The following is a 17,846-nucleotide window of genomic DNA, read 5'->3' on the forward strand; positions in this document are numbered from 1 at the left end:
CCATGACACTCAATTTCCCGTTGTTGCTGGTCATCGCCGTGGCTGTATGCGGCGCCCTGGCCCTGGTCGACCTGGTGCTGTTCGCGCCGCGTCGGCGGGCCGCGATCTCTTCCTACGAAGGGCAGGTGAACGAGCCCGATCCGGCGGTGCTGGAGAAGCTCAACAAGGAACCGCTGCTGGTGGAGTACGGCAAGTCGTTCTTCCCGGTGCTGTTCATCGTGCTGGTGCTGCGTTCCTTCCTGGTCGAACCGTTCCAGATTCCCTCGGGGTCGATGAAACCTACCCTCGAGGTCGGCGATTTCATCCTGGTCAACAAGTTCGCCTACGGCATCCGCCTGCCGGTGCTGGACACCAAGGTGATCCCGATCGGTGATCCGCAGCGCGGCGATGTCATGGTGTTCCGCTATCCCAGTGAACCGAACATCAACTACATCAAGCGCGTGGTCGGCCTGCCCGGCGACACCGTGCGCTACACCAGGGAAAAGCGCCTGTACGTCAACGGCGAGCTGGTGGCGGAGAAACTGGTCGGCGAGGAACCGGGTACCCTGGGCAGCGTGACCCTGTACCAGGAGAAGCTGGGCCAGGCCGAGCACCTGATCCGCAAGGAAATGAGCCGCTATCGCATCGAGCCCGACCGCCAGTGGACCATTCCCGCCGGCCACTACTTCATGATGGGCGACAACCGCGACAACTCCAACGACAGCCGCTACTGGAACGATCCGAAGATCCCCAAGGATCTGCTGGGCATGGTTCCGGACCGCAATATCGTCGGCAAGGCCTTCGCCGTGTGGATGAGCTGGCCCGATCCGAAGATGAGCAACCTGCCGAACTTCTCCCGGGTCGGCGTGATTCACTGACCTGTGCGCAGGTTCGCCACGCGGAAGGGCGCTCCTGCTGAATAATCGCGAAGCGGGGCTGCTCCCGAGGGCAGCCCCGCTTTCACTTCCGCGAACGCCGCCGCAGGGCCCTGCCCGATGGCGTTACCGCTCGCTGGACGGAATAACTACACTGACATGAGGTCCGACATGAGGTTCGCGCGTTCGCAGAAGGGGATGTCCCTGCTGGGGTGGCTGGTGGTGCTGGGCGTGGTGGCGTTCTTCGCCAGCGCCGCATTCAAGATCATCCCGCACTACATGGATTACTACTCGCTGGAGAAGGTGATCACTTCCGTGGAGACCGACAAGGCGGCCGAGGTGCGTTCCGTGCCGGAGTTCTACAGCTACGTCGGCAAGGGGATGCAGATCAACGGCATCCGCAACCTGGACCTGGAGAAGGCCCTGGAGGTGCAACTGGAAGACAACCAATTCCGGGCGCACCTGAAATATGAAAAACGCGAGCCACTGATCAGCAACATCGACCTGGTGGTCCACTTCGACAAAGAATTCCGTGTACGCATGCCGTGAGTAATTCGCTGGACCGACTCGAGCGCAAGCTCGGCTATACCTTCAAAGACCGGGACCTGATGGTCCTGGCCCTGACCCATCGCAGCTACGCCGGGCGCAACAACGAGCGCCTGGAGTTCCTCGGTGACGCCATTCTCAACTTCGTCATCGGCGAGGCGCTGTTCCACCACTTCCCGCAGGCTCGCGAAGGCCAGCTTTCGCGCCTGCGCGCGCGACTGGTCAAGGGCGAGACCCTGGCCCTGCTGGCGCGCGGCTTCGAGGTGGGCGACTACCTGCGGCTGGGCTCGGGCGAGCTGAAGAGCGGCGGGTTCCGCCGCGAGTCGATCCTCGCCGATGCGATGGAAGCCCTGATCGGCGCCATCTACCTGGATACCGGCATGGACTCCGCGCGCGAGCGGATCATCGCCTGGCTCGGACCGCAACTGCGCGAGCTGACCCCGGTGGACACCAACAAGGACCCCAAGACCCGCCTGCAGGAGTTCCTGCAGTCGCGTGGCTGCGACCTGCCGCGCTACGAGGTGGTGGATATCCAGGGCGAACCCCATTGCCGGACCTTCTTCGTCGATTGCGAAGTGGCCCTGCTGAGCGACAAGACCCACGGGCACGGCGGCAGCCGCCGCATCGCCGAGCAGGTGGCCGCGGCCGCCGCGCTGGTGGCTCTGGGCGTGGAGAATGGCCATGACTGACATGCACGACGACATCCCCGCCGGCAGCCGTTGCGGCTACGTGGCGATCGTGGGGCGCCCCAATGTGGGCAAGTCCACCCTGCTCAACCACATCCTCGGGCAGAAGCTGGCGATCACCTCGCGCAAGCCGCAGACCACCCGTCACAACATGCTCGGGATCAAGACCGAGGGCGAGGTGCAGGCCGTCTACGTCGATACGCCCGGCCTGCACAAGAGCGGCGAGAAGGCCCTCAACCGCTACATGAACCGTACCGCCAGCGCGGCATTGAAGGATGTCGACGTGGTGATCTTCGTGGTCGACCGCACCCGCTGGACCGAAGAGGACCAGATGGTCCTGGAGCGCGTGCAGTACGTCAGTTGCCCGGTGCTGATCGCGGTGAACAAGACCGACCGCATAGAGGAGAAGGCCGACCTGCTGCCGCACCTCGAATGGCTCACCCAGCAGTTGCCGAAGGCCGAGGTAGTACCGATCTCGGCGCAGCACGGGACCAACCTGGACGTGCTGGAGAAGCTGGTCGCCGAGCGTCTGCCGGAAAGCGAGCACTTCTTCCCCGAAGACCAGATCACCGACCGCAGCAGCCGCTTCCTGGCCGCCGAGCTGGTCCGCGAGAAGATCATGCGCCAGCTCGGCGCCGAGCTGCCCTACCAGATCACCGTGGAGATCGAGGAGTTCAAGCAGGAAGGTCGCATCCTGCATATCCATGCGCTGATCCTGGTGGAGCGCGAGGGGCAGAAGAAGATCATCATCGGCGACAAGGGCGAGCGGATCAAAAGCATCGGCCAGAACGCGCGCAAGGACATGGAAGTGCTGTTCGACTCCAAGGTCATGCTCAACCTCTGGGTCAAGGTCAAGGGCGGCTGGTCCGACGACGAGCGTGCCCTGCGCTCGCTGGGCTACGGCGACCTCTGACCGTTCCCGGCAGCCCGGCGCCAGCCGGGCGCCATTCCTCTCGCGCCCGGTCGACCCGCCATGTCCTTCGCCGCCGCCCAAGCCACCTACGTGCTGCATAGCCGGCCGTACAAGGAAACCAGCGCCCTGGTGGACTTCTTCACCCCGTTGGGTCGCCTGCGCGCGGTCCTGCGCGGCGCCCGCGGCAAGGCTGGCGCCCTGGCGCGGCCATTCGTGCCGCTGGAAGCGGAGTGGCGCGGGCGCGGCGAACTGAAGACCGTGGCCCGCCTGGAAAGCGCCGGTATTCCCAACCTGCTCAATGGCCAGGCGCTGTTCAGCGGTCTCTATCTCAACGAGCTGTTGATCCGCCTGTTGCCGGCGGAAGACCCGCAGCCGGAAATCTTCGCCCACTACGCCGCGACCCTGCCGCTGCTGGCGGCGGGGCGACCCATCGAACCGCTGCTGCGCGCGTTCGAATGGCGCCTGCTGGAGCAACTGGGCTATGGTTTCGCTCTCGATGTCGACATCGATGGGCGCCCGATCGAGCCGCAGGCGTTGTACCAGCTTTTGCCAGAGGCCGGCCTGGAGCCGGTGGCGCAGCTGCAACCCGGGCTGTTCCAGGGCTCCGAACTGTTATCCATGGCCGACGCCGACTGGAGCGCCCCCGGCGCCCTGGCGGCGGCCAAGCGCCTGATGCGCCAGGCGCTCGCTCCCCATCTGGGCGGCCGGCCGCTGGTCAGCCGCGAGCTGTTCATGAACCGTAAGGAGTCACCCCGTGACTGAAGCCACTCGAATTCTGCTCGGCGTGAACATCGATCACGTCGCCACCCTGCGCCAGGCCCGGGGCACCCGCTATCCGGACCCGGTGAAGGCCGCCCTGGACGCCGAGGAAGCCGGCGCCGACGGTATCACCGTGCACCTGCGCGAGGACCGCCGGCATATCCAGGAACGCGACGTGCGGGTGCTCAAGGAAGTGCTGCAGACGCGGATGAACTTCGAGATGGGGGTCACCGAGGAAATGCTCGCCTTCGCCGAGGAGATCCGGCCGGCGCATAGCTGCCTGGTCCCCGAGCGCCGCGAGGAACTGACCACCGAGGGCGGCCTCGACGTCGCTGGCCAGGAACAGCGCATCCGCGACGCGGTGCGACGCCTGGCTGCGGTGGGCAGCGAAGTGTCGCTGTTCATCGATCCCGATCCGCGGCAGATCGAGGCCTCCGCCCGGGTCGGCGCGCCGGCTATCGAACTGCATACCGGTCGCTACGCCGACGCCGAAGACCCCGAGGAGCAGGCCCGTGAGCTGCAGCGGGTACGCGAGGGCGTGGCCCTCGGGCGTTCCCTCGGCCTGATCGTCAACGCCGGGCATGGCCTGCACTACCACAATGTCGAGCCGGTCGCGGCCATCGACGGCATCAACGAGCTGAACATCGGCCACGCCATCGTCGCCCACGCCCTGTTCGTCGGCTTCAAGCAGGCGGTGGCCGAGATGAAAGCGCTGATGCTGGCCGCGGCGACCAAGCGCTGAGGCAATCGCGCCCCGCTTCCCGTCGACCTGCGGGGCGGATGAAGCCATGAAAAAAAGCCCATCCGAGGATGGGCTTTTCCCTATTCGCTGTCAGGGCTTGCGCGCCACCAGCGTGGCGCGCATCGGTGCCGGCAGGCCTTCGACGGTTCGCGAACGGTCCTGCGGATCGAGGAATTCCGGCAGCGACTGGAAACGCATCCATTCGGTGGAGCGTTGTTCCTCGACGCTGGTCAGGCTGACGTCGACGCAGCGCGCGTCGGCGAACCCGGCGCGGCGCAGCCAGAGCTCCAGGGCTGCCACCGAGGGCAGGAACCAGACGTTGCGCATCTGCGCGTAGCGGTCCTCGGGCACCAGCACGGTGCTGGCGTCGCCTTCCACCACCAGGGTCTCCAGGACCAGTTCGCCGCCGCGCTTCAGGCAGTCCTTGAGCGCCAGCAGGTGGTCGATGGGCGAGCGACGGTGATAGAGCACGCCCATGGAGAATACCGTGTCGAAGCCTTCGAGCTTCTCCGGCAGGTCTTCCAGGGCCAGCGGCAGGTGCCAGGCCGGCAGCTCCGGCAGGTAGCGCTTGGCGGCGAGGAACTGGCAGAGGAACAGCCAGTTCGGATCGACCCCGACCACGCTTTCCGCGCCGGCGCCGAGCATGCGCCACTGGTAGTAGCCGTTGCCGCAGCCGACGTCGAGGACGCGTTTGCCACGCAGTTCGACATGTGGCGAGACACGCTCCCATTTCCAGTCGGAACGCCATTCGGTATCGACCTGTACGCCGAAGAAGTCGAACGGCCCCTTGCGCCAGGGAATCAGCCCTTGCAGCGCTTCCTTCACCTGCGCTTGCAGCGCCGCATCGTGGTCGCTGTGCAGGGCGAAGCGCTGGGCCAGTTCGACCTTCGGCGCGGGCACCTGGGGCAGGCGCTGGACCGCGCTCCACCAACGGGCCAGGTCGCCGTGGCCTTCCTCGATGCGCGCGGCGATCTGCGCGGGCAGGCTGGTCGCCCAGCCGTACAGCGGCGAGCCGGCGAGGTGTCGCTGGAGGGCGTCGAGGGCGAGGTGCTGGATCATGGCAGGGCGATCATCGAGGCGAAGTTGAGACACTGGAACCATTGGCTGACCCGGCTGAAGCCGGCGGCCAGGAGCCGTTCACGGTGTTCCTCGAAGGTGTCGGGGAGCATGACGTTTTCCAGCGCGCTGCGCTTCTGCGCGATCTCCAGCTCGCTGTAGCCGTTGGCACGCTTGAAGGCGATGTGCAGGTCGGTGAGCAGCGCGTGCTCCTGCGCATCGGCGAAGCGCAGTTTCTCCGAGAGGATCAGCGCGCCGCCGGGCAGCAGTGCCTGGCGGATCCTGCGCAGCAGGCCGAGGCGCTGGTCGGGGGCGACGAACTGCAGGGTGAAGTTCATCGCCACCAGCGAGGTGGGTTGCAGGTCCAGGGCGAGAATGTCGGCCTCGATCAGCTCGACCGGCAGCAGCTCCTGGTACATGGCGTCCTGGGCATGCAGGTATTCACTGCAGCGCTCGATCATCGCGTGCGAGTTGTCCACCCCGATCACCCGGCAGCCGTCGTTGCGGACGTGGCGGCGCAGCGACTGGGTGACCGCGCCGAGCGAGCAGCCGAGGTCGTAGAGCACGCTGTTCGGCTGGGCGAACTGCGCGCCGAGTACGCCGATGTTCTCGACGATGGTGGGGTAGCCCGGCACGGAGCGCTTGATCATGTCGGGGAACACGCGCACCACGTCTTCGTTGAATACGAAGTCGGCGACACGTTGCTGGGGTTGGGCGAACAGGCGATCGGACTCGCTCACGCGGGTGACCTCGGGCATCACGGCTTTTCAGGGGGCCGAATTGTAGCCGAGGGACGAGCGTCGCCCAACTGCGCGGCGACGATTCACCCATGCGCGCAGGCGAATCACCTGAGCTTGTCGGAGAAGTACTCTCCCGCGCCCTGCAGCGGACCCAGCGGGTTCTTCTTGTCTTCCAGGCGATGGATGTTCGGTTCGCCGTTGCTGACCTTGTGCACCAGCACGTCGTTGACGAAGACGAACACTGCCTTGAACGACCAGCCCTGCAACTCCCGTTTCTTGCGGAAGTTGAACACGTCCGCCCAGAAGCTGCCGACCCGCTGGGTGTCGGTCTTGCTGAAATCGAAGGCGTAGCCGATGCAGCGGTCCTTCGCTTCCAGGCATTGCACCAGGCCGCCCGGCAGGTAATCGATGGGGATGTTCGGCTGGATGAACATGAGCCGCACGTCGATGAACGACAGCATGCGGCCGTTGCCCTGGGTCAATGGATCGAAACCCAACCCGAACAGCTGCGAACGGGTCGTGCTGCCGGGTTGCGCCTGGGAATAGCGCAGTTCGGCATCGAGGTAGTCGACGAAGGGGGATTGGACTTCCGCTCGTTCGCTGGGCAGCAGGCTGCCGCAGGAGGAAACGAAGACAGTGGATGCCCAGAGCAGTGAGTAACGAAGAGCGGTGCCCATGACGCGCCTCCTTTCGGTGCCGTCGTAGATTGAGTAATAGACGACGCCAAAAAGGCCTGCCGGAATTTATTCAATCGGCTGAAAGCAGCGTGGTTGCTGGTCTGGCGGCGGATTTCCGGCGGCCCGGAAAGTCATTCGAAAGAAAGCCTATAGCGCTCGCCGAGGACCTTCAGGGTGCCTTCGCGACGCAGTTGGCGCAGCCCTTCGTCGAGTTCCGCGAGACGCGCGTCGACCTCCGGCAGGTGCGGACTGAGGCCGACGTGCAGCGGCTGCCGCCCGGGCAGTTCGCCAGCGCGGCGGACCTGTCCGGCGAGCTGCGGATGATGCTCCAGGTAGTGCTCGATGATGTCGCGGTCTTCCAATAGCACGTCGATGCGGCCGAGCAGCAGTTTCTGCAGGTTGCGCGGCAGCACGCGCTCGCCGCCGAGGACCTGCAGGTGCAGGTCGTCGTCGCCGGCCTGGCTGCGCCAGGCTTCGAAGCGCGGATTGTTCACGTAGCCCTGGGCGAGGCCCAGGCGCTGGCCGAGCAGGGATGCATCGCCGGAGTAGCGCCAGTCGCTGTCGTGGCGGGTGTAGAAGGCCAGCCCGACCCAGCCGATGGGCTCGCTGCCGACCCGCAGGCCGTCGAGTCCATAGGCGCCGACCAGGCCGTCGCGATGGCCGTCGCGGACCATCTGCACGGCGCGCGGCCAGGGCAGGCTGTCGAAGTGCGGTGGCTCCCGAAGGACCTGGCTGAGCGCCTCGACCAGGTAGCCGGGCCGCTGCGGCGTGCCAGGGCACAGGTAGGGGCAGCCGTCGTCGCCTGCGAAGCGCAACGGTTCGGCCAGCGTGGGCAGCGGAGCGGCGCAGGACAGGGCGAGCAGGACGAAGGAGGCGCGGAGCATGGAGTCCTCGGGGCGACGGGGCCTGTCAGGATAGGCCAGGTCGCCACGGCGCAGGACGTTGGTCTTCGTACAGAATGTGTCCGCCGGGGGCAGCGGTTTCAGCGCACCTGGATCGCGCAGGAAAAGCTTTCCGCCGGTTCCGCGTCCTTTTCCCAGGGCCGCCGGTAGACCAGTTCCAGGCGGTCGTCGCCGCTGGCGGCGACGCGGAAGCGCCAGGTCGATTCGCCGCCGCTGCCAACCAGGCCGCTGTCTTCTTCGGAATTGCTGTAGACCTCCGGGCCAAGGCGCTTGAGCACACTGGCGGCGGGGTTGCGCAGTTCCCAGCGGAAGCCGGTGGTGGGATTGCTCGGCAGGGTCAGCACCAGTTCCTGGCCTTGCGTCAGCTTCAGCGGCGAACAGTCGTCGGCGTCGTCCAGGGTGACCACCGGCTTCTGTTGCCCGGCGCAGCCGGCCAGGACCACGATGGACAATGGCAGCAGCAGACGGGAGGGGGAAAAGGACATGCAGCGCTCCTCGGCTCGAATGGAAAGGGCGCCAGCATAAACCCTGCCGGCGCCCGAGCGCCAAGGTTGGCGCGGCGGATGGCCGAACAGGTCGGCCATCCGCCGCCGACTCAGGCCGGGAACAGCACCTTGGCCACGTCGCCGTAGCGCTTGGCGAAATGCACGGTGAGCCCTTCCTTGAGATAGTCGGGCAACTCTTCGAAGTGGCCGCGGTTGGCTTCCGGCAGGATCAGCTCGAAGATCTTCTGCCGGCGCGCGGCGATCACCTTCTCGCGGACCCCGCCGATGGGCAGGACCTGGCCGGTCAGGGTCAGTTCGCCGGTCATCGCCACGCCTTTCTTCGGCACCTGGTTGCGCGCCAGGGAGAGCAGGGCGCTGGCCATGGTGACGCCGGCGCTGGGGCCATCCTTGGGCGTGGCGCCTTCCGGCACGTGCAGGTGGACGAAGGCCTGGTCGAAGAAGGTCGGGTCGCCGCCATACTTCTTCAGGTGCGAGCCGATGTAGCTATAGGCGATCTCGGCGGATTCCTTCATCACGTCGCCGAGCTGGCCGGTGAGCTTGAAGCCACGGTTCAGCGTGTGGATGCGGGTCGCCTCGATCGGCAGGGTGGCGCCGCCCATGCTGGTCCAGGCCAGCCCGGTGATCACGCCGATCCCGGAAAGCACCTGCTCGCTGCGGAACACCGGCATGCCGAGGTAGTCCTCGAGGTCCCTGGGACCGATCTTCACCTTCGACTCGGGATCCTCCAGCAGCTTGACCACCGACTTGCGCACCAGCTTGCCGAGCTGTTTCTCCAACTGGCGCACCCCGGCTTCCCGCGCATAGCCCTCGATCACCGCACGCAGCGCGGCATCGCTGATGCTCAGGCGGCCCTTGGGCACGCCGGCCTTTTCCAACTGCTTGGGCCACAGGTGACGCTTGGCGATGGCCAGTTTTTCCTCGGAGATGTAGCCGGACAGGCGGATCACTTCCATCCGGTCGAGGAGCGGTCCGGGGATCGAGTCGAGGGTGTTGGCGGTGCAGACGAACAGCACCTTGGACAGGTCCAGGCGCAGGTCCAGGTAGTGGTCGAGGAATTCGACGTTCTGCTCCGGGTCGAGGGTTTCCAGCAGCGCCGAGGCCGGGTCGCCCTGGTAGCTGGCGCCGAGCTTGTCGATTTCGTCGAGCATGATCACCGGGTTCATCACCTCGACTTCCTTCAACGCCTGCACCAGCTTGCCGGGCAGGGCGCCGATGTAGGTGCGGCGGTGGCCCTTGATCTCCGCCTCGTCGCGCATGCCGCCGACGCTGAAACGGTAGAACGGCCGGCCGAGGCTCTCGGCGATGGATTTGCCGATGCTGGTCTTGCCCACCCCCGGCGGGCCGACCAGGAGCACGATGGAACCGGCGATCTCGCCCTTGAAACTACCCACGGCGAGGAATTCGAGGATGCGATCCTTGATGTCGTCGAGGCCCGCGTGATGCTTGTCGAGGACCTTGCGCGCATGCTTGAGGTCGAGCTTGTCCTTGCCGTACACGCCCCAGGGCAGGGCTGTGGCCCAGTCCAGGTAGTTGCGGGTGACGGCGTACTCGGGCGAGCCGCTCTCGAGGATCGACAGCTTGTTCAGCTCTTCGTCGATACGCTTGCGCGCCTGCTCGGGCAGCACCTTGCCTTCCAGGCGGGCGCGGAATTCGTCGGCGTCGGCGCTCTTGTCGTCCTTGGTGATGCCCAGCTCCTGCTGGATGATCTTCAACTGTTCCTTGAGGAAGAATTCGCGCTGGTGTTCGCCGATCTTGCGGTTGACCTCGGCGGACAGCTCCTTCTGCAGGCGCGCGACTTCCACCTCCTTGCGCAGCAGCGGCAAGACCTTCTCCATCCGCTTGAGGATCGGCACGGTGTCCAGCACTTCCTGCAGTTCGCCGCCGGGCGCGGTGGTCAGGGCCGCGGCGAAGTCGGTGAGCGGCGACGGGTCGTTGGGACTGAAGCGGTTCAGGTAGTTCTTCAGTTCCTCGCTGTACAGCGGATTGAGCGGCAGCAGCTCCTTGATCGCGTTGATCAGGGCCATGCCGTAGGCCTTCACTTCGTCACTGGGATCGATCGGGGTCTTCGGATAGTCCACCTCCACCATGAACGGCGGACGATGGCGCTTGATCCAGCCCCGGATACGCACCCGCGAGAGGCCCTGGGCGACGAACTGCAGCTTGCCGCCCTCGCGCGAGGCATGGTGCACCCGGACCAGCGTGCCGTGCTCGGGCAGGCTGTTGACGTCGAAGTGGCGCGGGTCTTCCGGAGGATTGTCCATGAAGAACAGGGCCAGCGAATGGTGGTCGGTCTTGGCCACCAGTTCGAGGGTTTCCGCCCAGGGTTCTTCGTTGACGATCACCGGCAGCACCTGCGCCGGGAAGAAGGGGCGGTTGTGGATCGGGATCACGTAGAGGGTGGTCGGCAGGGTCTGGCCGGGCAGCACCAGGCCGGTGCCGGCGGGCTGCGCGTCGCTGATGTGTTCGGGATTAACGTCCTGGTCGCTCATGAGGCACCTGACTGACTGAAACATGAGAGTCTAGATGGGGCCCCGGGGGCGGGTTTCAATCCCTGTCCGTTCAAGGATGTTGCCGAAGGTTTCCACGCAGCACGCGGTACGCGGGTACCACTTGCGGCAAGGTGCTGGGCAGCGTCGGGCAAGTCGAGTAGAGTGCGCAAAAATTGAGCAGTTGCCGTTCATGTTCGACACCCGTCTCATCCGTCTGCCCGACCAGTCGCACACCCACGCCCACGAACATCATCAACTGGTGATGTCGCTGGCCGGGCGCGCCGAATTCGAGGTCAACGGCTGTGGCGGGGAAGTCTGCCGGATGCGCGCCTGCCTGGTGCCGGGCGAGGCGGGCCACGTGTTCGCCGGGGTGGGCGACAACCGCATGCTGATCATCGACCTGGGCGAGGACAACCCGACCCCGGAAGACCCCGACCTGCTCGCGCGCCTGTTCGAGGCGCCGCGCTACCCGACCCTGGACGCCGACTTCCAGAACCTGCTCAGCTACGCCGGCGCCGAACTGGCCCGCTACGGCAGCGACCCGTTGCTGACCCGTGCCCTCGGCGGAGTGCTGATCCGCGCCCTGCACCTGCGCCTGTTCGGCGAGCAGCAGCCCCTGGCGGCCAGCGGGCCGCTCGACCTGGAGCACCTGGACGCGCATATCGTGCGGAACCTGGCGCGACGCATCACGGTCGCCGAACTGGCCCAGGTCGCCTGTCTCAGCCCGAGCCATTTCCACGCGCAGTTCAAGGACAGCGTCGGCCTGACCCCGCACCAGTACCTGCTCAAAGTCCGCCTCGACTGCGCCGCGCGGTTGCTGCGGGAAAGCCGCTTGCCCCTGGTGCGGATCGCCGAGGAATGCGGCTTCTCCAGCCAGAGCGCGCTGACCACGGCGATGCGCCGCTACCTGGGGCTGACGCCGAAGTCGCTGCGCAAGGGCTGAGCGCCATCCGCCACCTTCGGCGGATAACCGCAGGCGGTTATTCGCCCTACCGGGAGTGGTGTAGGACGGATAACGGCGCGGACGTCATCCGCCGAGCGAATTCGTCCCGCACGGCCTGTCTCAGAACGCCACCTTCACCCCCGCCTCGATGCCGCGTCCCGCCGCCGGCACCCGGTCGCGCAGGATCGAACTGGCGTAGCGCACGGTCTGGTTGGTCAGGTTGGTGCCCTTGACGAAGGCCAGCCAGCGGCTCTCGCCGAGGTCGAAGTTGTAGCCGAGGCTGGCGCCGAGGGTGGTGTAGCCGTCGGTGGAGAGTTCTTCCTCCGGCACGCGGTGCTGCGAGGCGGCGTGTTCGACGTCGACCCGCGCCTGCCACTGCTGCAACTCCCAGATCAGCGCGGTGTTCAGGCGCAGCGGGGCGATGCGTGGCAGCGGTTCGCCGGTGTCCTTGTTCTTGGCGCGGGTGTAGTCCCCGGAGAGTTCCAGGTCGAAGTTGCCGTACGGGCTTTCCAGCAGGTGGATGCGGTCCTGCGCCTCGACGCCGTAGAAGTCCGCGCGAACGCCGCTGTAGAGGTATTCCGGCAGCGCCTCGTCATCGCCGGCGGCGACCACTTCGCCTTCCTCGTTGCGATGGCGACCGCTGGCGAGCAGGCCGATGTAGTTGGAGAAGCGGCTGTAGAACACCCCAACGCTGCCCTTGTGCACGCCGTTGTCGAAGCGCAGGGCGAGGTCGGTGGAGACCGCCTTTTCCTTGTCCGCGTCGGCATCGCCTACCTCGTAGGTGCCGGTGGCGGCGTGCGGACCGTTGGCGTACAGCTCGTAGAAGGTCGGTGCGCGCTCGGTGTAGCTGAGGGTGGCGGCCAGCGACCAGATCGGCGTCAGCTTGTACACCGCGCCAGTGGACAGGCTGCCGGTGGTGAAGCTCTGTGAACCGTCGTTCTCGGCGAAGCGCTCGTTGCCCTTGGCGTCGGGGTCCACGCGGGTGTGCTCCAGGCGGGCGCCGAAGCTGAGGTCGAGGCGGTCGCTGAGCTTCCATTCCTCCAGGGCGAACAGCGCGGCGCTGTCGGTTTCCGTGTGCGGCACGAAGGCTTCCTCGCCGAGGGCGGAGAAGCGGCTGTTGGCGAACTGCGCGCCGACCACCCCGTTCAGCGGGCCGAGCGGGCGGTGGCGGGCCTCGATGCGGCCTTCGTAGCCTTCGTTCTTGAAGGTGGTGCCGGTCTCGCCGTCCTCGATTTCCTTGTGCTCGTACTTGGTATAGGCGGCGTCCAGCTTCAGCGAGGTGAACGGGCCTTCGAGGTCGCGGATCTCGGAGGCGAAGGCGTAGCGGTCCTGCTGCATCTTCAGGCGCACGTCGTCCTCGGCCGGCGAGCCATAGTTGCTGTCGTAGCCGCTGTAGGAGAGGCCGGCGTAACCGTGCTCCCAGTGATAGGAGCCACCGACGGCGCCGCCATCCTGGCGGCCGTCGCTGTTCTGCACCCGATGCTTGCCGGTGTCGCCGTCGATCTGCCGCTGGCGGCTGGAATGGGCGTAGCCGGGAATCCTGACGTCGTTGAACTCGCGGCTGGCGGCGTCCACGTGCAGGGCGAAGTTGCCGTCGCCGGCCTCCAGTGCGCCGGAGCGGCTACGGGTGGTGTCGGCGCCGCCATAGCGCAGTTCGCCGCTGCCGTGGATGCCGTCGACGGGTTCGCTGGGGATGCGGTTGTCGAAGCTGTTCACCACCCCGCCGATGGCATTGCCGCCGTAGAGCAGGGCGGCCGGGCCGCGTACCACTTCCAGGCGTTCGACGCTGTTGGGGTCTTCCGGCACCGCGTGGTCGTAGGACAGCGACGAGGCGTCGAGCGCGCCGACGCCGTTGCGCAGCAGGCGGATGCGGTCGCCGTCCATGCCGCGGATCACCGGTCGGCTGGCGCCCGGTCCGAAGTAGGTGGAGGACACCCCGGGCAGGCCGTTGAGGGTTTCGCCGAGGCTGCCTTTCTGACGCAGGGTCAGCTCGTCGCCTTCGAGCACGCTGCTGGGCGTGGCGGGAGATTCGTTGCCCAGTGGGTTGGCGGTGATCACCTGGGAGGGCAATTCGCTGGGGCGGCCGTCGGCGCCGAGCGTTTCCCCCGAAACGATCAGGCAGGCCAGCGCCAGTGGCGTGAGAGGCCAGAGCGGACGGGAAGGGAAAAGGCCGGAAGAGGACATTGCGGGCTCCATGGTCATGGGTCGAACTTTTTTCAGGCCAAAGCGAACCCAGGCCCTTCCCGGAGGAGGGGCGACGGGGTCGGATCGGCGTATTTATTGGGATGTTATATTATTTCTTTTTGTGTCGATAGACCCGCGTAGCCACTCTGCATGGCGTCGTGCCGACGAGCAGCGGCAATGTCCGCATGCCTGCCGGCGAAGAGGAACGGGAAAGTTCCGCGGCCAGGAGTTTTCCGCAAAAACTCCAGAGTCTTTCGCAAGAATCGCCCCTCTCGCAGCCACTACATTCCGCTATCCGCTGGTGCCTTGCGCCGGCGGAATGGGCCTGACCCATACTGATCCGTATTCCCGCGCCACAGGACGTGCCGCGCCGCCGGCACAACCCGTCGGCGGCGGTGCCCCGGGCAATGGACGCCTGGCCGGACTTCTTTCAATAACAATGGCTCCACAAGAGGAGGGCGTGATGTTCAAAGCCAGTCACGTCTTGCAGGGCGAGGACCAGACCCGGTCCGCAGCCGAATTCTTCCCTGTCATCAGCGCCAACTACGCGGTCGACGAGGAAGCCTACCTGGGCGAACTGCTGCAGCTCGCCGACCCCGGTCCCGACGGCATCGAGGCTATCCGCCGCAACGCCCGCGCACTGATCGAAACCGTGCGCAGCCGGGACAACGCCGTCGATACCCTCGACGCACTCCTGCGCCAATACAGCCTGGACACCCAGGAAGGCCTGATGCTGATGTGTCTGGCCGAGGCGCTGTTGCGTGTGCCTGACGCGGCGACCGCCGACGCGCTGATCCGCGACAAGCTGTCCGCCGCCGACTGGCAGCGCCATCTCGGCCAGAGCGACAACGTTCTGGTCAATTTCGCCGCCTGGGGCCTGGTGATGACCGGCAAGGTGGTGAACATCGACGAACGCACCGACGGCCGCGCCCCGAGCGTCATCAGCCGGCTGGTGCAGCGCTCTGGCGAACCGGTGATCCGCGCCGCGATGAATCAGGCGATGAAGCTGATGGGCAAGCAGTTCGTGCTTGGCCGGACCATCTCCGAAGCGCTGAAGAACGGTCGTCCATGCCGCGAGCAGGGCTACACCTATTCCTTCGACATGCTCGGCGAGGCCGCGCTGACCGCCGCCGACGCCGAGAAATACATGGCCGACTACCGCCAGGCCATCGACACCGTCGGCGCCGAGCCGCAGGTCGGTCCGGGGCCGCGGCCGTCGATCTCGATCAAGCTCTCGGCGCTGCATCCGCGCTACGAAGTGGCGCAGCGCGAGCGGGTGCTCAGCGAGCTGTTCGCCAACGTCCTGGAACTGGCGGTGCGCGCGCGCAAGCTGAACGTCGGCATCACCATCGACGCCGAGGAAGCCGATCGCCTGGAGCTGTCCCTCGAACTCTACGAGAAGCTGATGCGCGACCCGGCCATCGCCGGCTGGGGCGAGTTCGGCCTGGTCATCCAGGCCTACTCCAAGCGCTGCCTGCCGGTGCTGGTGTGGCTGACCCTGCTCGGCCGCGAGCTTGGCGCACGCATCCCGCTGCGCCTGGTGAAGGGTGCCTACTGGGACAGCGAGATCAAGCAGTGCCAGGTGCAGGGCGCCGACGGCTACCCCGTCTACACCCGCAAGGAAGGCACCGACACTTCCTACCTGGCCTGCGCCCGCTACCTGCTCAGCGAGCACACCCGCGGGGTGATCTACCCGCAGTTCGCCAGCCACAACGCCCACACCGTGACCGCCATCCTCGCCCTGGCCGACGAAGCCAGGGCCGCCGGCGGCGAGGAGCGCGACTTCGAGTTCCAGCGCCTGCACGGCATGGGCGACGCGCTGTACGACACGGTGATCGAGAAGTACCGCCGCAACGTGCGCATCTACGCCCCGGTCGGCGCGCACAAGGACCTGCTGCCGTACCTGGTCCGCCGCCTGCTGGAGAACGGCGCCAACTCTTCCTTCGTGCACAAGCTGGTGGACCCGCGCGTGCCGGTGGAGACGCTGATCCAGCACCCGGTTACCCAACTGCGCCAGTTCAAGACGCTGGCCAACGACCGTATCCCTCTGCCCCAGGCGATCTTCGGCGCCGGGCGGAAAAACTCCCAGGGCATCAACATGAACATCCAGAACCAGTGGAACGAGCTGGAGCTCGCCTACAAGCCGCACCTGACCCGCCAGTGGCAAGCCGCGCCGATCGTCAACGGCGAGAAACTTTCCGGCCCGGCCCACGAAGTGCGTTGCCCGTACGACCTGGAGAGGCTGGTCGGCAGCGTCCAGTACGCGTCCGCCGAGCAGGCCGGCAAGGCCCTCGACGTGTTGCAGGCGGCCTGGCCGCGCTGGAGCGCCACCCCGGTGGACGAGCGCGCCGGCATCCTCGAACGTCTCGCCGACCTGCTGGAAGCCCAGCGCGGCGAGCTGATGGCGCTGTGCACCCTGGAAGCCGGCAAGTCGTTGCAGGACGGTATCGACGAGATCCGCGAGGCGGTCGACTTCTGCCGCTACTACGCCCAGCAGGCCCGCCAGCGCCTGGTCCGCGAGGAACTGCGCGGCCCGACCGGCGAGCGCAACGAACTGTTCTACGAAGGCCGCGGCATCTTCGCCTGCGTCAGCCCGTGGAACTTCCCGCTGGCGATCTTCCTCGGCCAGATCAGCGCCGCGCTGGTGGCCGGCAACACCGTGCTGGCCAAGCCGGCCGAGCAGACCAGCCTGATCGCCGCGCGCACCGTCGAACTGATGTTCGAAGCCGGCCTGCCGAAGGACGTTATCGCCCTGCTGCCGGGCGACGGCGCCACCCTCGGCGGCGTGTTCTGCCGTGACGCGCGGGTCGCCGGGGTGGCCTTCACCGGCTCCACCGACACCGCCCGCATCATCAACCGCCAACTGGCCGAGAAGCCCGGCGCCATCGCCACCCTGATCGCCGAGACCGGCGGGCAGAACGCGATGATCGTCGATTCCACCGCTTTGCCGGAACAGGTGATCAAGGATGCGGTACAATCCGCGTTCACCAGCGCCGGCCAGCGCTGCTCCGCGCTGCGCGTGATGTACGTGCAGCAGGACATCGCCGAGCGGGTGATCGAGTTGCTCAAGGGCGCCATGGCCGAGCTGAAGGTCGGCCCGACCGACGTGCGCGTCAGCGACGTCGGCCCGGTGATCGACGCCGAGGCCAAGGCCGGCCTGGAGCAGCACATCGCCGCGCTGAAGGCCGCCGGCAAGCTGATCGCCGAGACCAAGGTGCCGGGCAACCTGAACGGTCACTTCGTCGCTCCCGTCGCGTTCGAGATCAGCGGCATCGACGAGCTGAAGAAAGAGAACTTCGGCCCGGTGCTGCACGTGGTGCGTTATGCCGCGCAGGACCTGGAAAAGGTCGTGCAGGCGATCAACGCCACCGGTTTCGGCCTGACCATGGGGGTCCATAGCCGCAACGAGGAAACCGCCCGCCGCATCGAAGAGCTGGCGCGGGTCGGCAACCTCTACATCAACCGCAACCAGATCGGCGCGGTGGTGGGCGTGCAACCGTTCGGCGGCCACGGGCTGTCCGGCACCGGTCCCAAGGCCGGCGGGCCGAACTACCTGCTGCGTTTCGTCAGCGAGCGCACCACGTCGGTGAACACCACCGCGGTGGGCGGCAACGCGTCGCTGCTGTCGCTGGCCGACGCCGAGTGATACTCCGTTCCCGGGCGCCTTGGCGCCCGGGTCGGTTTCCGGGGTTCGCCGTGGCGGACGCCGAGGGAAATGACCGCCGTTCCGGTGCGTGCCCGGAGCGGACCATAAAGGACGATTTTCCCTGCCCGACAGGGGAGGGATCGTGAGGCGTGGGCCTGTTCGGACTCGTTTGAGGCCACCCACGTTTCCGGCTTGCTCCGGCA

Annotated in this window: 15 protein-coding genes; 8 read left to right on the top strand and 7 right to left on the bottom strand. The window is 66.6% G+C overall.

Translation table 11 applies throughout. The annotated features are described in order from the left end of the window. Positions 1–2 precede the first annotated feature (2 nt). From lepB to pdxJ, 6 genes are all read left to right on the top strand, one after another. Entirely contained in the window at positions 3–857 is an 855-nt protein-coding gene (lepB, locus tag FOC67_RS04265) for a signal peptidase I (RefSeq protein WP_003085558.1), read from the top strand. A 168-nt stretch (positions 858–1,025) separates the two neighbouring features. Further along, entirely contained in the window at positions 1,026–1,403 is a 378-nt protein-coding gene (locus FOC67_RS04270; RefSeq protein WP_003085562.1) for a DUF4845 domain-containing protein, read from the top strand. Then, complete coding sequence (gene rnc, locus FOC67_RS04275) at positions 1,400–2,089, top strand: ribonuclease III (RefSeq protein ID WP_003085565.1); 690 nt, start codon at positions 1,400–1,402, stop codon at positions 2,087–2,089. The genes FOC67_RS04270 and rnc overlap by 4 nt, the downstream gene beginning before the upstream one ends. Continuing rightward, on the top strand, positions 2,082–2,999 hold the full coding sequence (era, locus tag FOC67_RS04280) for a GTPase Era (protein ID WP_003085566.1): 918 nt from the start codon (positions 2,082–2,084) through the stop codon (positions 2,997–2,999). Before rnc ends, era begins: the two co-directional genes overlap by 8 nt. A 60-nt stretch (positions 3,000–3,059) precedes the next feature. Continuing rightward, complete coding sequence (recO, locus tag FOC67_RS04285; RefSeq protein WP_003085569.1) at positions 3,060–3,761, top strand: DNA repair protein RecO; 702 nt, start codon at positions 3,060–3,062, stop codon at positions 3,759–3,761. Further along, complete coding sequence (pdxJ, locus tag FOC67_RS04290; RefSeq protein WP_009315257.1) at positions 3,754–4,500, top strand: pyridoxine 5'-phosphate synthase; 747 nt, start codon at positions 3,754–3,756, stop codon at positions 4,498–4,500. Before recO ends, pdxJ begins: the two co-directional genes overlap by 8 nt. A 90-nt stretch (positions 4,501–4,590) precedes the next feature. On the opposite strand, the gene cmoB is transcribed toward pdxJ, so the two are convergent. The 6 genes from cmoB to lon form a co-directional block, all read right to left on the bottom strand. Next, positions 4,591–5,559: a tRNA 5-methoxyuridine(34)/uridine 5-oxyacetic acid(34) synthase CmoB gene (cmoB, locus tag FOC67_RS04295; RefSeq protein WP_003085573.1), complete on the bottom strand. Its 969-nt coding sequence runs from the start codon at positions 5,557–5,559 to the stop codon at positions 4,591–4,593. Then, a complete protein-coding gene (gene cmoA / locus FOC67_RS04300) occupies positions 5,556–6,296 on the bottom strand; it encodes a carboxy-S-adenosyl-L-methionine synthase CmoA (protein WP_003123029.1) in 741 nt (246 codons plus the stop codon). The genes cmoB and cmoA overlap by 4 nt, the downstream gene beginning before the upstream one ends. A 104-nt stretch (positions 6,297–6,400) precedes the next feature. After that, positions 6,401–6,973, bottom strand: a complete 573-nt coding sequence (locus tag FOC67_RS04305) for a hypothetical protein (RefSeq protein ID WP_003085577.1) — start codon at positions 6,971–6,973, stop codon at positions 6,401–6,403. Between the two features lie 131 nt (positions 6,974–7,104). Further along, on the bottom strand, positions 7,105–7,857 hold the full coding sequence (locus tag FOC67_RS04310; RefSeq protein WP_009315260.1) for an ABC transporter substrate-binding protein: 753 nt from the start codon (positions 7,855–7,857) through the stop codon (positions 7,105–7,107). A 98-nt stretch (positions 7,858–7,955) separates the two neighbouring features. Next, entirely contained in the window at positions 7,956–8,360 is a 405-nt protein-coding gene (locus tag FOC67_RS04315; RefSeq protein WP_003085581.1) for a protease inhibitor I42 family protein, read from the bottom strand. Between the two features lie 110 nt (positions 8,361–8,470). Continuing rightward, positions 8,471–10,870: an endopeptidase La gene (gene lon, locus FOC67_RS04320; RefSeq protein ID WP_003085583.1), complete on the bottom strand. Its 2,400-nt coding sequence runs from the start codon at positions 10,868–10,870 to the stop codon at positions 8,471–8,473. A gap of 190 nt (positions 10,871–11,060) precedes the next feature. Here lon and FOC67_RS04325 point away from each other — a divergent pair, with 190 nt between their 5' ends. Further along, a complete protein-coding gene (locus tag FOC67_RS04325) occupies positions 11,061–11,813 on the top strand; it encodes an AraC family transcriptional regulator (RefSeq protein WP_009315261.1) in 753 nt (250 codons plus the stop codon). Positions 11,814–11,933: 120 nt separating this feature from the next. On the opposite strand, the gene FOC67_RS04330 is transcribed toward FOC67_RS04325, so the two are convergent. Continuing rightward, on the bottom strand, positions 11,934–13,997 hold the full coding sequence (locus tag FOC67_RS04330) for a TonB-dependent receptor (RefSeq protein WP_003101985.1): 2,064 nt from the start codon (positions 13,995–13,997) through the stop codon (positions 11,934–11,936). Between the two features lie 463 nt (positions 13,998–14,460). On the opposite strand from FOC67_RS04330, the gene putA reads away from it, so the two are divergent. Then, positions 14,461–17,643 carry a bifunctional proline dehydrogenase/L-glutamate gamma-semialdehyde dehydrogenase PutA gene (gene putA, locus FOC67_RS04335; RefSeq protein WP_003085590.1) on the top strand — a complete coding sequence of 1,061 codons (3,183 nt, stop codon included), beginning with the start codon at positions 14,461–14,463 and terminating at the stop codon, positions 17,641–17,643. Positions 17,644–17,846 lie beyond the last annotated feature (203 nt).

The sequence above is a fragment of the Pseudomonas sp. FDAARGOS_761 genome (genome assembly GCF_013343155.1).
GTDB lineage: Bacteria > Pseudomonadota > Gammaproteobacteria > Pseudomonadales > Pseudomonadaceae > Pseudomonas > Pseudomonas aeruginosa.